A 19995-nucleotide genomic window follows, 5' to 3' on the forward strand; every position below is an offset into this window, starting at 1 on the left:
CACAGCAACAAAAAAGGGGAATAAGCATGAAAAGGATTGCAGTTGTCTTGTCTGTGATAGCGGCCACTTTCGGGCTCGCCAAGTCATCCTCGGCCGCCGACGACGTGATACGCTTTGGCGTTGCCGCCGAGCCCTACGCACCATTCTCGGTCAAGGACGCAAGCGGCAAATGGCAGGGCTGGGAAATCGATCTCATGGACGCCGTTTGCAAGCAGATGAAAGCGAAGTGCGAGGTTGTCGATGTCGCCTGGGACGGGATCATTCCAGCTTTGCAGGGCAAGAAATTCGACGTGATCTGGAGTTCGATGTCGATCACGGACGAGCGCAAGAAGATCATCGACTTCACTGACAAGTATTACTACTCGCCCAACGTTCTGGTGGGCGCCAAGGCTGATGCACGAACATTCGACGTTTCCAAGCCTGAGACGTTCAAGGGACTTGTGGTCGCTGCACAAAGCGCAAGCCTGCAAGCAACGTACCTACAGCAAAAGTTCGCCGGCGTTGTTGACCTGAAGATCTATCCGACGCTCGACGATGAAGTGGCCGACCTGCAGGCAGGGCGTGTCGATATGATGGCAGCGGCCGGCATCCAGATTCAGGACTTCCTGAAGAGGCCGGAAGGTCAGGCCTATGAGGTTAAGGTCACTCTTCCTCATGAGAAGATGTTTGGCGACGGAGACGGCGGCGGTGTCCGAAAGGAAGACACCGCGCTCCGGGACCGCCTTAACGCTGCCCTCAAGGCGGTACATGCGAGCGGTGAATACGATGCGATAACAAAGCGCTACTTCGATTTCGATATTTACGGCGACTGATGATCGGATCCAGGCTTGGTGCCGGCGGTGTCGTGTCATCGTCGGCACCTTCCTTGTTGAACTGGAAAATGCTGCATGGATTCGACATCGTCTTGGCTGACCCTGCTCAGCTTCGGAGACCAGGGCTGGAGCGACGAACTTCTCAAGGGCGCTTGTTTCAGTCTTGGTATTTCAATCAGTGCGTATCTGATCGGGCTGGCCTTGGGCCTGATGGGCGCCGTGGCTAAGATATCGAAAAACGTTTTCGCCACCTCGATCGCCAGCGCCTACACGACGATAATTCGTTCCATTCCAGACATCCTCATTATTTTTCTCGTATACTATACCTCTACGGACGCGGTTCGGTCGCTGGCAAGTCTAATCGGACTTTCAGCTGAATTTCAACTTAACGGATTTGTGGCCGCCGCCCTTTCATTAGGAATTGTCCAAGGTGGCTACAGTACCGAGGTCTTGCGAGGCGCCATTGTCTCGGTGGCGCGCGGACAGTCCGAGGCTGCCCATGCAGTCGGTTTGACACGCCGCCAAACTTTCTTCCTGGTCATCCTGCCGCAGATGTTTCCTCTGGCTTTACCGGGTCTGGGCAATTTATGGCTAGTGGTACTCAAGGAAAGCTCGCTTGTGAGTCTTATTGGGTTTACAGAGCTCGTGCTCGTAGGGAAGATGGCTGCCGGCGCGACGCGGCACTATCTACTCTTCTACTCTGCGGTGGGCGCTATTTTCCTGATTTTATCAGGTATTTCAACAGCAATATTGCATTCGATTGAAGTTAAGGCTTTCCACGCGTGGAGGCGAAATTAGCATGGGCGATTTTTGGTTATATCTGACTGATCAAATTTTAGCCGGTCTAAACACAACGATCGTCCTATTTATCGCATGTGCAATAACTGGGAATCTACTTGCTCTTCCGGTGGCCTTTGCAAGACTGTCTGGCAGGCGATGGCTGAGATATCCTGCGATTGGGTTTGTCCTTGCGTTCCGGGGAACCCCGCTCCTCGTTCAGCTTTATCTTGTCTATTTCGGTGTCGGCCAAATCCTGGCCGGTGTCCCTTCGATACGATATAGCCCGCTTTGGCCGTTTTTCCGGAACGCATATTGCTATGCCTTTTTCACGCTCTCTCTCAACACGGCCGCATATTGCGGCGAGATATGGCGAGGGGCGATATTGGGAGTTCCAAATGGCCAGAGAGAGGCGGGCAGATCGCTTGGCCTTTCAAAAACACGCATTATGCTGTCGGTTTTGCTGCCACAGGCGTTCCGGATCGCGCTACCTTCCATCGGCGGTCAAAACATCTTGCTTTTGAAAGGCACTGCCCTTGCGGCGACGATAACGGTCTTCGAATTGATGGCCGCAGCGAACCTCGTCCGCGCGCAGACATTTCGGGTTTATGAGCCGCTTCTTGCGGCTGCTCTGGCGTATTTTCTGCTCGCCGTTGTCATCACATCCGGTTTCAGGCTTGTGGAAAAGCGGATCACTTCACGTTATTGATCGGGACTGTAGTGATTGTTCGCTCGCGCCTAGAGGTTCCATTGGTCTCAAAGGATGTTGATTTCACGCCTCGCGAAATCGAGGTATTCGCCGCCGTGATGTCGCATGGAACCACGACAAAGGCGGCAGACGCCCTCAACATCACGCAGCCGGCGGTAAGCAAGATATTGCTTCAGTTAACCAGCAAGGCAGGATTTCCGCTTTTTCGAAACCATCGGCAGAGATTGATCCCGACGCCGGAAGCGCACATGCTGTACGCGGAGGTCCGGCGCGTCTTTGAGACCGTGAGGGGCATATCGAGGGCGGCGAGAGAGATCCGGGACTTGAGAAGCGGGCGACTCAATGTCTCGGCGCTTCCTGCATTCGGCCTTACCTTGCTGCCCTCCATAATCGCGAGCTTCACGAAGGAATATCCGGAAGTTGCGGTCACACTCGACATAAGAAGCTCGTCGACCATCATACAGCGTGCAAGCCGCAACCAGCTTGATATCGGCGTCGCGTCGGAAGTCAATGATGAAACGCCCTCCGAAGCATCGTCCGTCGTCCGCCGCGCGCTCATCGCCACACCTCCCGTCTGCATCATGCCCAAAGGTCATCCGCTCGGCAGGCTTTCAGTGATCCAGGCCGATGATCTCGATGGCCTGAATTTCATATCGCTGGGCGTCGGAGATCCCATGCGCCGGCAGCTGGATGCTTTATGCGAGGAGAGGGGTGTAAATCGGTCCCTCAAAGTCGAGGCGGCCCTCTCGGATACCTGTGTGAACCTCGTCGCAAACGGCGTGGGCGTGGCCGTGGTCGACAGGTTGTCCGCCTGGATGGGAAAAGACCTTCCCATTGAAATCCGTGACTTTCAACCACACCTCGATATCAATCTGAGCGTCTACAGGCCGTGGGGCATCATCGCATCGTCGGTGGCCGACACATTTGTCGAACATCTCATTCAGAGGACCAGGGAGTTCATGAATGTCGTCGATCGCGACATAAGCGCGTTCGGCGAGCTTTAAACCTGGCGATATGACTATCGGCCGTCTGGTGTCGGGTCCGACATCAAGGTTTCGACGAGATCAAAGAGCCGCACGATATCTTTCTCGTCGTTGTAGACATGCGGCGTGACCCTCATCTTCGTGCCTCGCACCGTCACGAAGGCCTTGTTGGCGCGCAGCCGCTTGGCGAGGTCGGGGCGGTGTCTGTCGCCAAGTTCCACGACGGAAATGTGACCGGCGCGCAGGTCCTCCCTGGGCCCGCTAAAACCGCGTCGCTCCGCCTCCTTCCAGACGAGACGGTTCAGATGCACTAGCCGTTCATATACGGCGGTGGTCCCCCAGCTCTTGAGTAGTGCCAGCGAATTGATTGCGATCGGCAGGACCGCGAAATCGGAGCGCTCTCCCATATCGAAGCGACGCGCACCCGGCAGATAGTCGGGCATCGTCTCCAGATAAAAGTCCGGCCTCTCGCCGCCGATGCGGTTCCAGGAATGGAACTCGATCGGCCGCCCTTTCTCCTGCCAGGCCTTGTCGGCGTAGAGAAAGGCAAGGCGGTAAGGTCCGAGAAGGAATTTGTAGGTGGCGAAACTCAGGAAGTCCGGACGAACGCGCGATACATCGAACGGAACCGCACCCACCCATTGCGTCCCGTCCATCACAAGGCTGGCGCCGGCGGCGTGCGTTGCTTCCGATACAGCTTCGATGTCGACACCTGTCCCTTCGAACCAATGCACGATCGTCCCGGCGACGACGGAAACGGGAACTCCGGATTCCCGGATCGCCGCCACGATCCGCGGACCCCATTGCTCGTCCGGCTGCCGTTTGACCGTCACCACGCGGGCGCCCCTCCGTTTGGCCAGTTCATACCAGGCATAGCGGTGGGAGGTATGCTCGTTGTCCATCATGAGGATGGCCGAGCCGGCCGGGACCGTCACGTTGGCGGCGGCGACGGCAATGCCGTAGCTGGTCGCCGGAACGACCGCTATGTCGTCAGGCCTCGCCCCGATGAAGGAGGCGGCAAGTTCTCTCGCTTTCTCGACTTCGTCATAATAGGAATCGATGGTCATATCCCATGGCGCGGCCTTCACCCGGACGCCGCTATCCCCGGCTTCCACGGCGCTCCGCGGTATCGGCGTCATATAGGCAGCGTCCAGGTAGATGACGTCTTCGGGAATAGAAAACAGATGCCGCTGGCAGGGAAGCATTGGAGGAGCCCTTACAAGGAGACTTCGACGCCTAGACCGAGGTCTTTCGCCTTTTGATAGATGAAGTTTGCAAGCTCGATATCCTGTGCAGGTACGCCAAGCGACCGGTACAGGGTTATTTCTGACGCATCTCGGCGACCGGGAACCTTGCCGTTGAGCACGGCACCGATCTCTCCTACGATTTGCGATCGATCGATAATGCCTTCCTTGAGCGGTTCGATCAGATCCGACGCAGAGGTCATCGCCATCGGCATGTAATCCACCCAGATCTTCGAGCGGATCACACATTCCATGTCCAGTTCCTGAAGCGCGGCGACGCTTGCCCCTACTGCATTTACGTGCGCGCCGGGCGTTAGCCACTTGCCCTCAAGGACGGGGAATCTTGCCGAGGTGACGGTGCATACTATGTCGGCTCCCTCGACAGCGCCTTTGGCCGTCGGGAACGATACCGTTGGAAATCCCTTCCTGCTCTGGGCGTCGGCGAACATCGACGCCTTTTGCGGATTCCGTCCCCAAACGCGAACGCGGGAGATCGGGCGAACCAGGGCAATCGCTTCTATGTGGCGTTCGGCTTGCTCGCCATAGCCGATGACAGCCAGTTCGCAAGCCTCGGGGCGCGAAAGCGTTCTCGTCGCGACCGCCGTCGCGGCCGGTGTCCGCAGGCCCGTAATCGCATGCCCGTTGATCAACGCAACCGGGCGCCCGTTCTCTTTCTCGAAGAGCAGTACGCCACCCTGGTGGGACGGCATGCCATATTCGAAGTTTTGTGGATATACCGAAAGGACTTTGGCGCCGAAATATGCCCTGTCGGAAAGAGACGCATACATGAGGGAAAGGCAGGAGCCCGCCGCCCCCGGCAGTTCCAGCGTACGCCTGATGTCCTGATCGGCCATGCCGCCGGATGTCTTCTTCAGCGCGGCCTCGGCCAGTTCGATAGCCTCCCCGGAGGTGACCAGTGCCTCGACCGTCGCTCCGTCGATAACGAGCAATTCAGCCGCCGGACTTCCTGTTCGAGGAGAAGGCCGAGACATTTTAACCTCTAACAAACTCAGGATGCCGCGAGCGATATCATCTGGAGAGCGGTCAGGGCCGAAAAACTTGATAACCACCAGCAATGACCTTTTTCACTTTTCTTATAGGCCTTGCTGAATTGGGTTTTGCGCCCCAGCAGGGGCCTTCATAACTATTGATTATAATCCGCCATGGTGGAGTTGTTTGACCGCGCCGCCCCCCTTCTCCAAAAGAGCGACAGGTCACCGCCTCGGCGACCGCTTCCTCCTCAAAGCAACCCTACTTGTCAAAATAATTGCCGGAGAAAAATATGCGTGTCGTTGTGGTCGGAGCGGGGATCATAGGAAGTTCCGTCGCATATGAGGCGGCCAGGGCCGGTGCGCAAGTGACGGTGCTTGAGGCCAATAAGATTGCCGGAGGGGCTTCCGCGGCCAGTTTCGCCTGGACCAACGCAACCGGGAAAAGACCCCAGAGCTATTTTGCCTTGAACGTTGCCGGCATGCGGGCGCACCTGGATCTCAGCCGCGAGTTCGGCAATTCTCCTTGGTTCAAGCAGACCGGCAGCCTGGAATGGCACTCCGAGGAGCGGGACTGGCCCGCACAGCAGGAAAATGCGGCCCAAATGCAGGACTGGGGCTACGGGGTCGAATGGATCAGCAAAAAAAGGCTGGCTGAACTCGAACCTGAAATCGACCTTTCCGCCATCGGCGACTCCCCCATCGTTTACTATCCGGAAGAGGGTTGGGTCGATCCCGTACTTTACTCGGCCTGGCTTCTGAGGGTCGCCAAAGAACGATGGAATGCCTCCGTGCACCCGTTTACAGGCGCTACGGCCATCGATGTCCGGGGCGGCGCGGCAAAGGCCGTGCGCACTGCGGATGGCAGCGTCTACGAGGCGGACGCGATCGTCAATTGCACCGGAAGTTGGGCCAGCCGCGGTCTTGAAGGCGTCCCTGCAATCCCGATGTCATCGAACATCGGCGTGCTTGGCTTCACCTTCCCCGTGGCCTCGACGCTGCAACGCCAGTTCCATATGGACGATCTCGATGTGCGGCCGGATGGCGCCGGACGCCTGATGATCCACAAGATCTCGGTGGATTCCCTCGTGTCAGAAGAGAAGGCGCTCAGTCCCAAGGGCGAGGAAGCCGGCCTCTTGTTGGCTGCAGTCCGAAAAGTTCTTCCGTCGGTGCAGACGCACGATCTTGAATCCGTTCGAACGACGACGCGCCCCATTCCGGGCGATGGACTGACCTGCAGCGGCTGGCTTCCCGGCGTCAAAGGTTACTACGTGGCGGTCACCCACAGTGGAGCGACGATTGCTCCCTATCTCGGGAAAGCCGTGGCCGACGAAGTCGTGCGGGGATGCGTGCAAGAGAGCCTGCGGGACTTCCGTCCAAACCGATTTTTCGCCGGCTAGACCAACTGAGGGGCAGAGGCCGTGAGTATGCAGAGGATTGGAAAAACCGAACGTTTAAGCCGCGTCGTTATAAACGAGAAGGTAGCGTACTTTTCCGGAATGACGGCGGACGACCGACAGCAGGACACGCTCGGCCAGACCGTGCAAATCCTTGCAAAGGCCGACACATACCTGGAAGCTGTCGGGTCCAATCGATCCTCAATCATCAGCGCGACAATCTGGCTCCGCGATATCGCCGACTTCGATCAGATGAATATCGCCTGGGTTGACTGGATCGACAAGGACGAACCACCCGCGCGCGCAACCGTGCAGGCCATCCTGGGCCTACCCGATATCCGGGTCGAGATTCAATTCACCGTAGCAATTCCGGGATAACCGTCATGGCCGGAGAGACGCTCGCCTCAGGCAGCCGCATCTTGCAGGTGCGAGACCGCACCTGCAATCTCCGCTCCTCAGACACAGCCGTTGCACAACCGATGAGTATTGGTTCGCGTTGGCCTGTATGCAGCGCGCCGACAGCCATGTTCCCTTTGGGGACGCCAGCGCAGACAACGCGCAAACAGGAGATCGAGGGACTGGAACATGGCTGACGCTCCAACAAAACGGCTCATCGCCGATACAAAAGTCGCCGTCAAATTGATCAACATGGACAAGTGGTACGGTGACTTCCACGCGCTGCGTGCGATCAACCTCCTGGTCATGCGCGGCGAGCGCATCGTCATCTGCGGCCCCTCGGGCTCGGGCAAGTCGACGATGATCCGCTGCATCAACCGCCTCGAGGAGCACCAGGCTGGCAAAATCGTTATCGACGGCATTGAACTCACCAACGACTTGAAGAAAATCGACGAGGTGCGCCGCGAGATCGGCATGGTGTTCCAGCACTTCAATCTCTTTCCGCACCTAACCATCCTTCAGAACTGCACACTGGCGCCGATCTGGGTACGCAAACTGCCGAAGAAGCAGGCGAAAGAAATCGCCATGCATTATCTGACGCGCGTCAAGATTCCGGAACAGGCCGACAAATATCCCGGCCAACTTTCCGGCGGCCAGCAGCAGCGCGTAGCGATCGCGCGGGCGCTGTGCATGAAGCCGAAGGTCATGCTTTTCGACGAGCCGACCTCGGCGCTTGACCCGGAAATGGTCAAGGAAGTTCTCGACACCATGGTCGCCCTCGCAGAGGAAGGCATGACAATGCTCTGCGTCACCCATGAAATGGGCTTCGCCCGGCAGGTCGCCAATCGCGTCATCTTCATGGATCAGGGCCAGATCGTCGAACAGAACTCGCCTGCCGAGTTCTTCGCGCATCCGCAGCACCAGCGCACCAAGCTCTTCCTCAGGCAGATCCTGCACTGAATAGCGACAGAAAGCGTTGAGTAAGGGCGGCTGCGTCGGGGAGAGCTTACCTCCGAGATATAGCCCCAACTCATAACTTTCCGCGATAAACTTCCATCGCCTTGATATTTGCCGGTGGTTCCGAATTTTTCGATAGTGCTTCTCGAAGCTAGAAGCCGGGCGAGCGCCCGTAATAAGAAGGCGGGATTTGGGACAAGCAGGACAAGTCGACATCTAGGCGGGAGCAAGGCCGAATTCTTCGCGGGCTCATTCCATACGCCATTGAACTCCACGGCGCTGAAACGCCTCACAAAAGCAGGCCAGGAGGTCGTTGCTTCCATGGCGGCCAATGCCAACCCAGGAGGGTGATCTTTGTTCGGCAAGGTGAATGTGCCCGACCACCGCAGAACCATAAGTATCGAAATCGACGGCCGCCAGGTTTTCTGCAAGGAAGGCGACACGGTGGCAGCGGCCGTCATCCTGCACGGACCGCCGCCTTATCGCCGCAGCAGCCTGTCGGGATCGGAGCGGGCTCCGTTCTGCATGATGGGCGTATGCTTCGAGTGCCTAGTCGAAATCGATGGGGTGCCAAATCAGCAGGGGTGCCTTCGAAAGGTCGAACAGGACATGTGCATCAAGAGGCAGTTGGGCATGAAAAGGGCGTCGGCCGGAGGGATTTCGCAGGCATGACCCACGCTGTCGATATCTTAATCGTGGGCGCAGGTCCTGCCGGATTGGCGGCTGCGGTGATGGTGGCGGAACACGGACTCTCGGCGGCCCTGATCGATGAGCGCCCCAGTGCCGGCGGGCAGATATACCGAGGACTGGAAGACGGCCCCTTCCGGCATAGTGCGGCTCTTGGCCGGGATTATTCCAGCGGATCGAAGGCCATTGCACGGTTCAGGACAACCGACGTTGTCACGCTTTTTGGCGCAAGCCTCTGGCGCGTGGATATGACAGAAACCGGCGGCGTGGCGAGTTACAGCAAGGATCGCATTTCCCGGCGCCTGGCCTTCAAAAAGCTCATCCTGGCCACGGGAGCGATCGAGCGCCCCGTCGCCTTCGAGGGCTGGACGCTTCCCGGCGTGATGAGCGTCGGCGCGGCCCAGCTTCTCTTGAAGTCATCGGCTATCGCGCCGTCCGATCGCCTGGTGCTCGCCGGAAACGGACCATTGGTGCTGCTGTTTGCGACGCAGTTGCTCGGTCTCGGGATCGAGATCTCCGCCATTCTCGATACCGCGCCGAAAGCAAGTGCCATTGGTGCCGCGTTCAGAAATATCAGCGCGCTCGTGCGCCATCGCGACAAGGTCCGCAAAGGCGTGCGAATGCTGCGGGACATCCGTGCTGCCGGGGTCCCAGTTCACCGAAACGTTTCCAGCCTTCTCGCGCGCGGAAGCGACCGCCTTGTTTCTATCGCCTTCGAATCGGATGGCCGGCAACGGGAAGCCGAGGTCGACACCTTGTTCGTTCACGAAGGAATCCTTCCCAACACGCAGCTTTCCCGCGCGCTGGGGTGCAGGCATGTTTGGGACGAAAGCCAGCAATGCCTGCGGCCTGAAATCGACAGGTTTGGAGAAAGTAGCGTTTCCGGCGTATTCATCGTCGGGGACGGCGCCGCAATCAATGGAGCGGTCGCAGCACCTGCGTCGGCCGAAATAGCGGTCGGCCGGATCCTGGAGCAGATGGGGTATGTTCGCGCAGCCTCCCGTGCCGCTGTCCGGAAGGCTGCGGCGACCTTGGCGAGCGAACGCGCATTTCGACCCTTCCTTGACGAGCTCTACCCCCCGCGCATTTCGGCCGCACCCGTTTCCGATGCCACCATCGTCTGTCGTTGCGAGGAGGTGAGTGCAGGCACGATACGGTCTGCCATTCGGGACGGCGCCATGGGGCCGGCCCAGGCCAAGGCCTTCACGCGCTGCGGGATGGGATTCTGCCAGGGGCGGCTTTGCGGCCCGGTCGTGTCCCTACTGATTGCAAATGAGACGAACCGAACCATCTCGGACGTCGGCACCTACAATGTGCGCTTTCCACTGAAGCCCATAACCGTGTCGGAAATGGCCCGATGTGGCGACGACGACAACCAGGATGCGAGACATCATGCAGCTTGAGACGGAGGTAGCCGTGATTGGCGGCGGCCTCGTTGGAATTTCGCTCGGCTACGGTCTCGCACTTCGAAACGTCGACAGTGTGGTCCTGGACGAGGGCGACGGCGCGATTCGGGCCAGTCGAGGCAATTTCGGCCTGGTCTGGGTACAGGGCAAGGGTCTCGGCCTTCCCGCCTACACCGGCTGGGCGCTGCGCGCTGTCGAGCCATGGGCTCAATTTTCCCGCCAGCTCGTGCTCGAGACCGGGATCGATGTGGGGCTGACACAGAATGGCGGTCTCTATCTCTGCAGGACCCCTGAGGCAATGGTCCTGCGTTCAGAGCAAATGGCGGCGGTGAAGTCGCGTTTCGATGGGACGATCGACTATGAAATGCTGGATAACGGCGCGATCAGAAAGCTGGTGCCGGAAATCGGCCCGGACGTCGCCGGAGCAAGCTATTCACGATATGACGGCCAGGCCAATCCTCTCCGGCTGCTCCATGCGTTGCATCGAGGCTATCAACGGCGCCGGGGCCGCTATATTCCGGACAGCGGCGTTCTCGACATAGGGCACAACGGGAACAAGTTCGTGCTCAAGACGGCCAAGGGCCAGGTGGTCGCAAGCCGGATCGCACTTGCTTCAGGCCTCGGTAATGCTGCGCTGGGCGACATGCTTGGGGTAACAATTCCCGTGAAGCCCGTACGCGGCCAGATACTGGTGACGGAGCGTTTGCCTCCGCTGTTCAATCTGGCAATCGAGCAGGTAAGGCAGACGGAAGACGGCACGCTGATGATCGGCGGGAGCTGGGAGGAGGTCGGCTTCGATCTGAGCACGACATTCGACGTCACGCACCGTATCGCAGGAGATGCGCTGCGTTTCTTTCCGTTTCTAAAAGACGTTCGCATCGTGCGCAGCTGGGCCGCGCTCCGAATCATAACGCCTGATGCCGCGCCAATCTATGAAGAGGTGGCGCCTGGAGCGTTTCTGGTCACGTGTCACAGTGGTGTGTCCCTTGCGGCGATCCATGCTTTTGAGACCGCCGCATGGATCGCCGAAGGAGTCATTCCCCTCGAAATGCGGGCCTTCAGCCTCAAGCGCTTCAGCATGTCACCGGGATGCTGATTTCCATCCATAACCAACTGAGTGGGATTGGCTCTTTTTCCATCGAGAAGTAACCCATCGTCGTGTATGCGGTGGCGGGGGGACAACCACCTTCGCAGGTCAGGTACCGGAGTTCGATCTACCTCAGAAGGCGGAAACTCGGCACGTCTACACGAGGCCATCAAGAATTACGACGAGGACGCGACGGACTACCTCGACCTTTCACGTCACGCCAACTCTACATGAGCAGGGGACCGCCAGATCGACTTCCGCTTGGCTCAATTAAGGCCGCAGCTTAGCCACGCGGTAGTGACAACGCCTGGCCCTTGATGGAGCCCCCACTAGCCCGCTGCCTCACCACCAGATTGGACCGCGACGGCTTCCTCGAAGACGGCGGTCTCCGCTATTTGCGCGGAGACGTTGGAGGCGATGAATATGGAATCGTGCTCTACCGTGATGAGAACCCCGCCGTTCTGGTTGTTCTGCTTTGCCTCTGGGTTTCTGGTGATGAAACCCAAGAGGGGGGTCGCGACAAGAGCTGTTCAGAATCTTGCGTTAACGTCGAACAAAACACGAACTCCGACAGTTCGCTGTGGATACGCAGTCTCCCTTCTATGCCGCAAGGCCGCATTGGGGAGAGGCTTGGCCTTTGCCATTTTGGCGTGGAGTGGAAAAGTGGCCCGGCGAGCGCTTCTCAAGAAATACGAGCGAGCGAAGTTGCTCGACATTCCGGTAGATGAAGACAGTCTGGTTCGTCACTATACGCTTTCTCCGGCCGATCTGCTGGAAATCCAAATGCGCCGGCGAGAACACAATCAACTCGGTTTTGCGATCCAGCTCTGCTTGATGCGCTATCCGGGCCGGCCGCTGTTGGCCAACGAGATTCCGCCGAAGGCCATGCTTGATTATGTCGCCGCGCAGGTCGGCGTTAGTTCGGTCGCATTTCGGTTGTATGCGCGTCGAGAAGAAACCCGCAGCAATCTATTTCGCATCTTCAGGGCTATCTGCAAAAGCGAAACGCAACCGCCGAGGACCGGCGCGCCGCCTTGCTCTCTGCAATCGAGACAGCGTCAACCACAGATGCCGGTGTTTCGATAGCAGGCGCTATTGTAGCGGAGTTTCGCAATCGGAATTCGCTGCTCCTGGTGGGCAACATCATCGAACGGATGGGCTTGGCGGCACGCGCCGTTGCTCGGCGCCGAGCAGAAACGGCTCTGCTCGAAGCAATCCCGCTCGACAGGCTTCAAACATTGGACGGGTTGTTGGAGGTTGACAAGGAAATCAGACAAACCCGCTTTAGCTGGCTGCGATCTGCACCGGAGGCGCCAGGCGGTTCCAACCTGATCGGCTTAACCGAACGGATCACCTTTCTGCGTGCATTGAAGATCGATCCCACACTGCAGCAACGCATCTCTTCAGGACGTTGGGACCAGATGATCCGTGAGGGCAATGCCACGCCAGCCTGGCTGGCCAACGACTTCAACGCGAGTCGCCGGCGCGCCTTGATCGTCGCGCAGGTCATTAAGCTCGGGCAGAAGCTTACCGATGATGCCGTGACCATGTTCATCAAACTGATGGGTCGGCTGTTTTCGCAAGCCAACAATCGTAAAAAGCAGCGGCATATGGACTATCGGCACGACGCTGCGAAGGCACTGCGCATGTTCCTTGACACAATCACAGCCCTGCAATCAGCGAGCGACTATGGCCGGAATGCATTGGAGGTTCTTGATCAGGAGGTTGGTTGGCATCGACTGCTGCGGATAAAGCCAGACCTCGAGTCCATGGTCGAGGTTAACGAGGCATCACCCTTGACGGTGGCGGTCGAGCAATATGCGGCCGTGACCAAGTACGTCGGCGACTTTCTCCGGACGTTCACATTCCGGTCGGCACGTCGACACGATCCGCTTCTCGCGGCAGTGGATCTGTTGAGACGTCTCTATGTCGAGAAGCGTCGAACGCTTCCCGAGCGCGTGCCGATAACTCATCTCAGCCAGGCAGATCGTAAGCTCATCTTCGGGCAGGATAGACCGGATCGCCGCCTCTATGAGGTTGCGACTCTGGCAGCATTGCGCGACAGGCTTCGATCCGCCGATATTTGGGTGGACGGCAGTCGATCCTTCCGACCGATCGACGAATACCGGATGCCGCGCTCAACGTTCACAACCATGAAGGAGCAGGATCGGCTCGGCCTCGGCGTCCAGGATGATGCCGCCGCGTGGCTTGCCGAAGCGCGGCAAATGCTCGATTTCAACCTGAAGCGGCTGGCACACAGGGCTCGATCCGGAAAGCTCGAAGGAGTTCGGCTTGAAGCCGGCACTTTGATCGTCACGCCGAATGCGGGTGAGGTGCCCGCTGCGGCTGAAGAACTGAATGCCGACATCAGCGAGCTGTATCCGTTGGTCGAAGTGCCCGACCTCCTACGAGAAGTGCACGAGTGGACCGGCTTCGCCGATCACTTCACGCATGTTCGCACCGGTGACAGCCCACGGAATATCTCAGCTATGCTGGCTGGCGTACTGGCCGATGCAACCAACCTGGGGCCGAAGCGGATGGCCGGCGCCTCGAAGGGCATCACAGCTCACCAGATTAGCTGGATGCGTATGTTCCATGCACGATCAGAGACCTATCGTGCTGCGCAAGCATGCATCACCGACGCACACTCCCAGCACCCGCATTCCCGGCTCTGGGGCGACGGAACGACATCGTCCTCCGATGGCCAGTTCTTTCGTGCGAGTGACAGGGCGGCAAAACGCGGCGACATCAATCTCCACTACGGCAGCGAACCTGGCTCGAAATTCTACAGCCATCTGTCTGATCAGTACGGCTACTTCAGTATCTTGCCGATCAGCCCCACGGAGAGCGAAGCTGCCTATGTGCTCGACGGGCTATTCGATCAGGACACGGCGCTCGACATCCAGGAACACTTTACCGACACCGGCGGCGCCAGCGATCACGTCTTCGGAATGTTCGCCCTGATAGGAAAGCGCTTTGCGCCGCGGCTGCGCAATCTCAAAGACCGGAAGTTCCACACAGTCGAGAAAGGCGACGCCTATCCAGCCCTGGAAAACCATATCGGGGCGCCGATCAACACGACCCTGATCATCGACCACTGGGACGATCTTCTGCACCTCGCAGCGTCGATCACCACAAGATCCGTCGTACCGTCGACGATCCTGAAGAAGGTCTCCGCATCTCCGAGGGAGAGTCAGCTTGCGCGAGCCCTTCGCGAACTTGGTCGCATTGAGCGATCCCTCTTCATGATCGAGTGGTACTCCAGCCCGACGCTGCGAAAGCGTTGCCAGGCCGGCCTCAACAAGGGTGAAGCGGCGCACAAGCTCAAGCGAGCGGTATTCTTCCATGAGCGCGGTGAAATCCGCGATCGGTCGTTTGAGAGCCAAGCCTTCCGCGCATCAGGCCTGAACCTCGTCGTCAGCGCGATCGTTCATTGGAATACAGTTTACATCGAGCGTGCTGTCGCCCACCTGCCGAACATCAGATGTCGGAAGGATTCCGGCCGCTCAGACTCCCGACAGCAATCCCCCCATGTGGCATAGGGTTCATGGTCCGTTCGGCTTAGCGCAAGATTCTGAACAGCTCTTGTCGTGGCCCCTTCTGGACAGCGACAGATGATTCTGAACGGCACATACTTGAAGACGCTGACCTAGGGATGACCCCAAGTTGAGATTATCGCCAAGTAGCTTGGCTAACGATCCACAGGTTGAACAGAATTCCCAAAAGGAAGACAGAGATCAGAAACAACCACGATGCTTTCAACCCTAGTTTTTTCTTAAGCGCATTATGGACCATCTGAAATATGCGGAGTGCAATTTTGAAGATTTGGCGGGACACGATCCGCACCCTACGGGTTCAAGCCGGAGATCGCCTGAACGAGCGAATCTTCGCTGGCTTCCGCCGCCTTGAATTCACGCGTAATGCGGCCGTGATACATGGTCACGATACGGTCGGACACGTGCAGGATCTCGGGCATCTCCGACGAGATGACGATCACGGCGTAGCCGCTGCGCGCTAGCTTGCGGATAAGGCCGTGGATTTCCGCTTTCGAGCCGACGTCGATGCCGCGTGTCGGCTCATCGACGATCAGCAGCCGGGGCTTCATCGCCAGCCACTTGCCGATGACGATCTTCTGCTGATTGCCGCCCGACAGGTTCCCCACAATCTGTCGCCAGCCCGGCGAGCGGATGCTCAGCCGCTTCTGGTAGGTATCGTAGATTTCGAGTTCAGCGGCCGAGGACAGGAAGGGCCCCTGCCGCAAGCTGTCGATCTGCGGCAGGGTGATGTTGTCGCGGCAGTTCATGCCGAGGATCAGACCTTGCTCCTTGCGGCTCTCCGGCACCAGCGAAATGCCCTGCCGGATCGCATCCGAGGGGGATCCGAGGCTCACTTCGGTGCCGTCGATCACGATTGCGCCAGCTGTCGGGCGGCGCAAGCCGAACAGCGTCTCGGCCAGTTCGCTTCGGCCCGCGCCGATCAGGCCGGAGAACCCGACGACTTCGCCAGCGCGCACCGTGAAAGAGACATCCTGGAAGAGATCGCCGCAGGACAGGCCACGCGTTTCCAGCACGATCTTCCCGGCAATGGCGGTTTCCTTGTTGCGGGAATAATCCAGCGCCCGTCCGATCATCAGGCGGGTCACCTCCGCCTCGTCCGCGCCGGCGGTGTCGAGCGTGCCGCGATAGGTGCCGTCACGAAGCACGGTGATGCGATCGGATATGCGGAAGATCTCCTCCATGCGGTGAGAGATGTAGACGATGCCGACGCCCGCCGCCTTGAGATCCGCGATGACGTCGAAAAGGACCAGCTTCTCCTGGTCCGTCAGCGACGCGGTCGGCTCGTCGAAGATGACGACCTTGGCATCGACGGTCAGGGCGCGGGCGATCTCCACCATCTGCTTGCGGGCGATGGACAAGTCCTCCACGATGCTGGCCGGCGAAAAATCGCAGTTCAGCCGCCGAAGAATATCGCTGGTCTGGCGATGTAATCTCGTCCAATCGACGAAGCCGAAGGCGCGGCGCGGCAGGGCGCCAAGGAAGACGTTCTCCGCCACGGTCAACTCTTCGACCAAGGAGAGTTCCTGATGGATCAGCACGACGCCAAGGGCCTTGGCTTCAAGCGGGGATCTCGGCGTCACGTCGCGGCCATCGATCGAGATGGTGCCTGAGTCGGGCGCGAACATACCGGCCAGGATTTTCATCAGCGTCGACTTGCCGGCGCCGTTTTCGCCCAGCAGGGCATGCACTTCGCCGCGCCTGACATCGAGATTCACCCCGTCCAGCGCGCGCACTGACGGAAAGCTCTTGACGATGTCCTTGACGCTCAGGGCGGGGACGGCTTCGGCTTTTGTCATAGCGCCGGCCCGCCGGTTGTCTTGCGGTTGAGATGCTTGTCGAGGGCCAAAACGGCGATGAGGATGACGCCGAGCACGATGAGAACGTAAAAGGACGGCACCTGCATGAGGTTCATGCCATTGCGCAGGATGCCGATGGCCAGGACGCCGCCCAGCGTGCCCGCGATACTGCCACTGCCACCGGTCAACTTGGTTCCGCCCAGCACGATCGCGGTGATTGTCCACAACTCGTATTCCCGTCCCATATTGGGCGTCGACGCGCCCATCTGGGTCGAGAGGGCAAGTCCGGCGAGCGCGGCGAAGAAGCCGCCAATCATGAAATTGATCACCATGTTCGGCCCAACGCGTATGCCGGCGTTGACCGCGGCCTCGCGGTTGCCGCCGACGGCGTAGGTGTTGCGGCCATGTACGGTGCGTGACAACAGCGCGTGAATGACGACCGCGCAGCCGATGAACAGGACGGCAAGCGTCGGCAGCGGCCCGATGCCGCTGGAACCGAAATCGGAATAGGCGAAGTTGGAGGCGTAGAAGGATTGCTCGCGCGTGTAGACGAAGACAAGGCCGCGGATACCGAGCATGGCCCCCAGTGTCACGATGAAGGAATCGACACCGGTCTTCCAGACGATTAGCCCATTCAGTCCACCGAGCAGCGTTCCGCACAGGAGCCCGGCAAGGACGGCCACTGCAAGAGCCCAATCACCAAGGAATGCGAGCGACTCCCACCCCTGCATGTCCACCGTAACCGTGGCGGCGAGGGCCAGGATCGCACCGACCGACAGGTCGATGTTGCCGTTGATCATGACGAGCGTGAGTCCAAGCGCGATCAGGCCGATCGTGGAGGCCTGGACCAGTATGTTTTCGACATTCTGCAGAGCAAAGAAATGATCGGCCGCGAAGCTGAAGAATACGAAGACGATCACCACGAAACCCCAGATCGGGTTTTTCATGAGCCAGCGAAGCGGACTGTTATTCTTGATCTCGGCCATCAGGCAGCACTTTCAGGCAATTGGCGACCAAAGCGAGTGTCGCTTCGAGGCTACATCCAGCCAGACGGTCAGGATGATCACCACCCAGGTGACCAGCCATTGCGCGTAATAGGGGAAGCCAAGCAGCAGCAGCCCATTCTGGATGAAACCCAGGATCAGGACGCCAATAACGGTCTTCAATATGTTGCCGGATCCGCCAAGCAGGGACGTGCCGCCCAGGATCACGGCCGAGAGCACCAGAAGCTCGTAGCCTTGTCCGACATTGTTCTGCGAGCCCATGACGCGGCTGCCGAGGATCAGGGCCGAGCAGCCGACTGTTAAGGCCGAGATGACATAGGTGATGAACACGACGCGGCCGCGGCGAATCCCGGAATAGACCGCCGCACGCGGGTTTCCGCCCGCGGCGTAGACCTTTCTTCCGAACGGCATGTAGGTGAGCAGCACATGTCCCAGGACGGCTATTCCGAGGAACATGAGGATGGGCGTAGGAATGCCCGCTACGTCGCCGCGCCCAAAGATGGCGAACCACGTGTCCGACTGGTTGACGATGTCGACATTCTTGCCGCCCGTGTAGATGAGCGTGACGCCTTGCAACGCCGACAACATACCGAGCGTGACGATCAGCGAATTCAGCCTGAGATAGCCCACCAGGACCCCGTTTATAGCGCCGGCGGCGATCACGGCGCAGAACATGACCAGGATGGCGCAAGAGGGGCCGATACGGTCATGCAGGTCCACGACCAGAACGGTGGCCATAGACAGCATCGAGCCGACCGAGAGATCGAGATTGCCGCCAATGACCACGATGGTGACGCCGATGGCCATGACGCCGACGATGCCGACCTGGCGAAACACGGCCATGATGTTTTCAAACGAGAGGAAACGGTCCGAGAACAGACCAAAGACAAGCATGGCCAGCACGAAAGCAATCAAGATTCCCTGCCGGGCAAACATCTGCCTCACCGACCAACCGCCGATGCTGGCTGTCGCCTTGTCCATCAAATTCCTCCCAACCGTAACGTGCGCGCACTTGCGCACGTGCCCCTATGACCGAGACGCGCGGCCGTCGCCAGTGGCGGCCGCGCGTTTCCGGGTTTAGAACACCGGCTTGGTGAACTTATCCATGTTGGCCTTGGTGATCTTGGGAGTCTCGAAATAGTTCAGCTTGGGGACTTTCTTGCCTTCCTTGACGGCGATGGCCGTCGCCAGGGCGGCCTCGGCATCGTCGACCGGTGATTGGTAGATCGAGCCATAGTATTCGCCCTGCGCCATGGCTTCGTAACCGACGGCGAAGTTGGTGGCTCCGACAAACTTGATGTCTTTCGCGCGGTTGGCGGCCTTGGCCGCGTTCAGCGCGCCGACACCCATATTGTCGTCGCCGGAATAGACGCCGTCGATCTTGTCGTATTTCACCAGGAAGGCTTCCATCACGCGCTGCGACTTTTCGCGGTTCCAGTCGCCGGGCTGTGTCTCCAGGATCTTTACATCCGGGCAGGTCTTCGCGAGCTGGTCCTCGAAGCCTTTCTGGCGCTCGATCGCGGTGGTGTAGCCAGGCTGGCCGGAGATCTGGACAATCTGCCCCTTGTTGTTGAGGGCTTCGCACATCAGTTCCGCCGCCGAGGCGCCCTGCTGGATGTTGTTGGGCCCGGAAAAGGCGGTGATGAAATCCATGCCGTCGGCGGCGATGTTAGAGTTGGTGACGACGACTGGGATGCCGGCCTGATGCGCTTTGCGAACCGCCGGAACGACCGCCTTGCCGTCCGTCGGCCAGATGATGATGACGTCGACCTTCTGCTGGATCAGATCTTGCATCTGGCCGATCTGGCGGGCGACGTCGCCGCCGGCATCCAGGACGACGGTCTCGACATCAGGGTTCTTCGCGGCAGCGGCGATGAATGCCTTTTCGTAGGTCGTCTGATAGCTGTCGACGCCAACGTTGTTCTGCGTGATGCCGATCTTGATCTTGTCCGCATGCGCGGCGCCCGTGGCGCCGGCGACAGCCAAGGCGGTGCCAGCCGCCAAAGCCAGTTTGTTCATTATGAGCATTTGAACTCTCCTCCCAAAGCGATCGTTATTGATCTTGAAATCCGTGGCCGCTCCTCAAGCCGCCCGACCCGAGACACTCGGGCGTCCCTAGACTGCCGATTGGCGCTGGGGAATCCGCAGCAGTTCTATCCATATTGAACATAATTGTGTCCATATTGGATAAATT

Annotated in this window: 17 protein-coding genes and 1 pseudogene; 11 read left to right on the forward strand and 7 right to left on the reverse strand. The window is 59.0% G+C overall.

The features are described 5' to 3' along the window. The first annotated feature begins 26 nt into the window (after positions 1-26). The 4 genes from AC07UC_RS33770 (at position 27) to AC07UC_RS33785 (ending at position 3302) form a co-directional block, all read left to right on the forward strand. Positions 27-812 (forward strand): transporter substrate-binding domain-containing protein, encoded by a 786-nt coding sequence (locus AC07UC_RS33770; RefSeq protein ID WP_494909082.1) that lies wholly within the window; start codon positions 27-29, stop codon positions 810-812. A gap of 75 nt (positions 813-887) precedes the next feature. Next, complete coding sequence (locus AC07UC_RS33775; RefSeq protein ID WP_494909083.1) at positions 888-1610, forward strand: ABC transporter permease; 723 nt, start codon at positions 888-890, stop codon at positions 1608-1610. 1 nt (position 1611) lies between these two features. Beyond that, positions 1612-2298, forward strand: a complete 687-nt coding sequence (locus AC07UC_RS33780) for an ABC transporter permease (RefSeq protein WP_494909084.1) — start codon at positions 1612-1614, stop codon at positions 2296-2298. Between the two features lie 41 nt (positions 2299-2339). Further along, positions 2340-3302, forward strand: a complete 963-nt coding sequence (locus AC07UC_RS33785; protein WP_494909085.1) for a LysR family transcriptional regulator — start codon at positions 2340-2342, stop codon at positions 3300-3302. Between the two features lie 14 nt (positions 3303-3316). Here the strand turns inward: AC07UC_RS33785 and AC07UC_RS33790 are convergent, their stop codons facing one another. Beyond that, positions 3317-4486 (reverse strand): aminotransferase class V-fold PLP-dependent enzyme, encoded by a 1170-nt coding sequence (locus AC07UC_RS33790; RefSeq protein WP_494909086.1) that lies wholly within the window; start codon positions 4484-4486, stop codon positions 3317-3319. An 11-nt stretch (positions 4487-4497) separates the two neighbouring features. Further along, complete coding sequence (locus AC07UC_RS33795; protein ID WP_494909475.1) at positions 4498-5595, reverse strand: ornithine cyclodeaminase family protein; 1098 nt, start codon at positions 5593-5595, stop codon at positions 4498-4500. Between the two features lie 212 nt (positions 5596-5807). Between AC07UC_RS33795 and AC07UC_RS33800 the strand changes: the two genes are divergently transcribed. From AC07UC_RS33800 to AC07UC_RS33825, 6 genes are all read left to right on the forward strand, one after another. Continuing rightward, positions 5808-6914 carry an NAD(P)/FAD-dependent oxidoreductase gene (locus AC07UC_RS33800; RefSeq protein ID WP_494909087.1) on the forward strand — a complete coding sequence of 369 codons (1107 nt, stop codon included), beginning with the start codon at positions 5808-5810 and terminating at the stop codon, positions 6912-6914. A gap of 27 nt (positions 6915-6941) precedes the next feature. After that, a complete protein-coding gene (locus tag AC07UC_RS33805; RefSeq protein WP_494909476.1) occupies positions 6942-7289 on the forward strand; it encodes a RidA family protein in 348 nt (115 codons plus the stop codon). 207 nt (positions 7290-7496) lie between these two features. Continuing rightward, positions 7497-8267 carry an amino acid ABC transporter ATP-binding protein gene (locus AC07UC_RS33810; protein WP_494909088.1) on the forward strand — a complete coding sequence of 257 codons (771 nt, stop codon included), beginning with the start codon at positions 7497-7499 and terminating at the stop codon, positions 8265-8267. Positions 8268-8618: 351 nt separating this feature from the next. Then, on the forward strand, positions 8619-8936 hold the full coding sequence (locus AC07UC_RS33815) for a (2Fe-2S)-binding protein (protein WP_494909089.1): 318 nt from the start codon (positions 8619-8621) through the stop codon (positions 8934-8936). Continuing rightward, complete coding sequence (locus AC07UC_RS33820; protein WP_494909090.1) at positions 8933-10354, forward strand: FAD/NAD(P)-dependent oxidoreductase; 1422 nt, start codon at positions 8933-8935, stop codon at positions 10352-10354. The genes AC07UC_RS33815 and AC07UC_RS33820 overlap by 4 nt, the downstream gene beginning before the upstream one ends. Further along, positions 10344-11453: an NAD(P)/FAD-dependent oxidoreductase gene (locus tag AC07UC_RS33825; protein WP_494909091.1), complete on the forward strand. Its 1110-nt coding sequence runs from the start codon at positions 10344-10346 to the stop codon at positions 11451-11453. The genes AC07UC_RS33820 and AC07UC_RS33825 overlap by 11 nt, the downstream gene beginning before the upstream one ends. A 320-nt stretch (positions 11454-11773) precedes the next feature. Here the strand turns inward: AC07UC_RS33825 and AC07UC_RS33830 are convergent, their stop codons facing one another. Continuing rightward, the gene (locus AC07UC_RS33830) at positions 11774-11950 is read right to left on the reverse strand and encodes a hypothetical protein (RefSeq protein WP_494909092.1); all 177 of its coding nucleotides are present in this window, start codon (positions 11948-11950) and stop codon (positions 11774-11776) included. A gap of 157 nt (positions 11951-12107) precedes the next feature. Between AC07UC_RS33830 and AC07UC_RS33835 the strand changes: the two are divergent. Further along, positions 12108-14950: pseudogene (locus tag AC07UC_RS33835) on the forward strand (Tn3 family transposase); the annotation flags it as partial. A 341-nt stretch (positions 14951-15291) separates the two neighbouring features. On the opposite strand, the gene AC07UC_RS33840 reads toward AC07UC_RS33835, so the two are convergent. From AC07UC_RS33840 to AC07UC_RS33855, 4 genes are all read right to left on the reverse strand, one after another. Further along, positions 15292-16797 carry a sugar ABC transporter ATP-binding protein gene (locus tag AC07UC_RS33840; RefSeq protein WP_494909093.1) on the reverse strand — a complete coding sequence of 502 codons (1506 nt, stop codon included), beginning with the start codon at positions 16795-16797 and terminating at the stop codon, positions 15292-15294. After that, complete coding sequence (locus tag AC07UC_RS33845; protein ID WP_494909094.1) at positions 16794-17783, reverse strand: ABC transporter permease; 990 nt, start codon at positions 17781-17783, stop codon at positions 16794-16796. Before AC07UC_RS33845 ends, AC07UC_RS33840 begins: the two co-directional genes overlap by 4 nt. A gap of 12 nt (positions 17784-17795) precedes the next feature. Continuing rightward, a complete protein-coding gene (locus AC07UC_RS33850) occupies positions 17796-18782 on the reverse strand; it encodes an ABC transporter permease (protein ID WP_494909095.1) in 987 nt (328 codons plus the stop codon). 96 nt (positions 18783-18878) lie between these two features. Next, complete coding sequence (locus AC07UC_RS33855) at positions 18879-19829, reverse strand: sugar ABC transporter substrate-binding protein (protein WP_494909096.1); 951 nt, start codon at positions 19827-19829, stop codon at positions 18879-18881. Positions 19830-19995 lie beyond the last annotated feature (166 nt).

Source organism: Mesorhizobium sp. GW821-FHT04C10 (assembly GCF_059420305.1).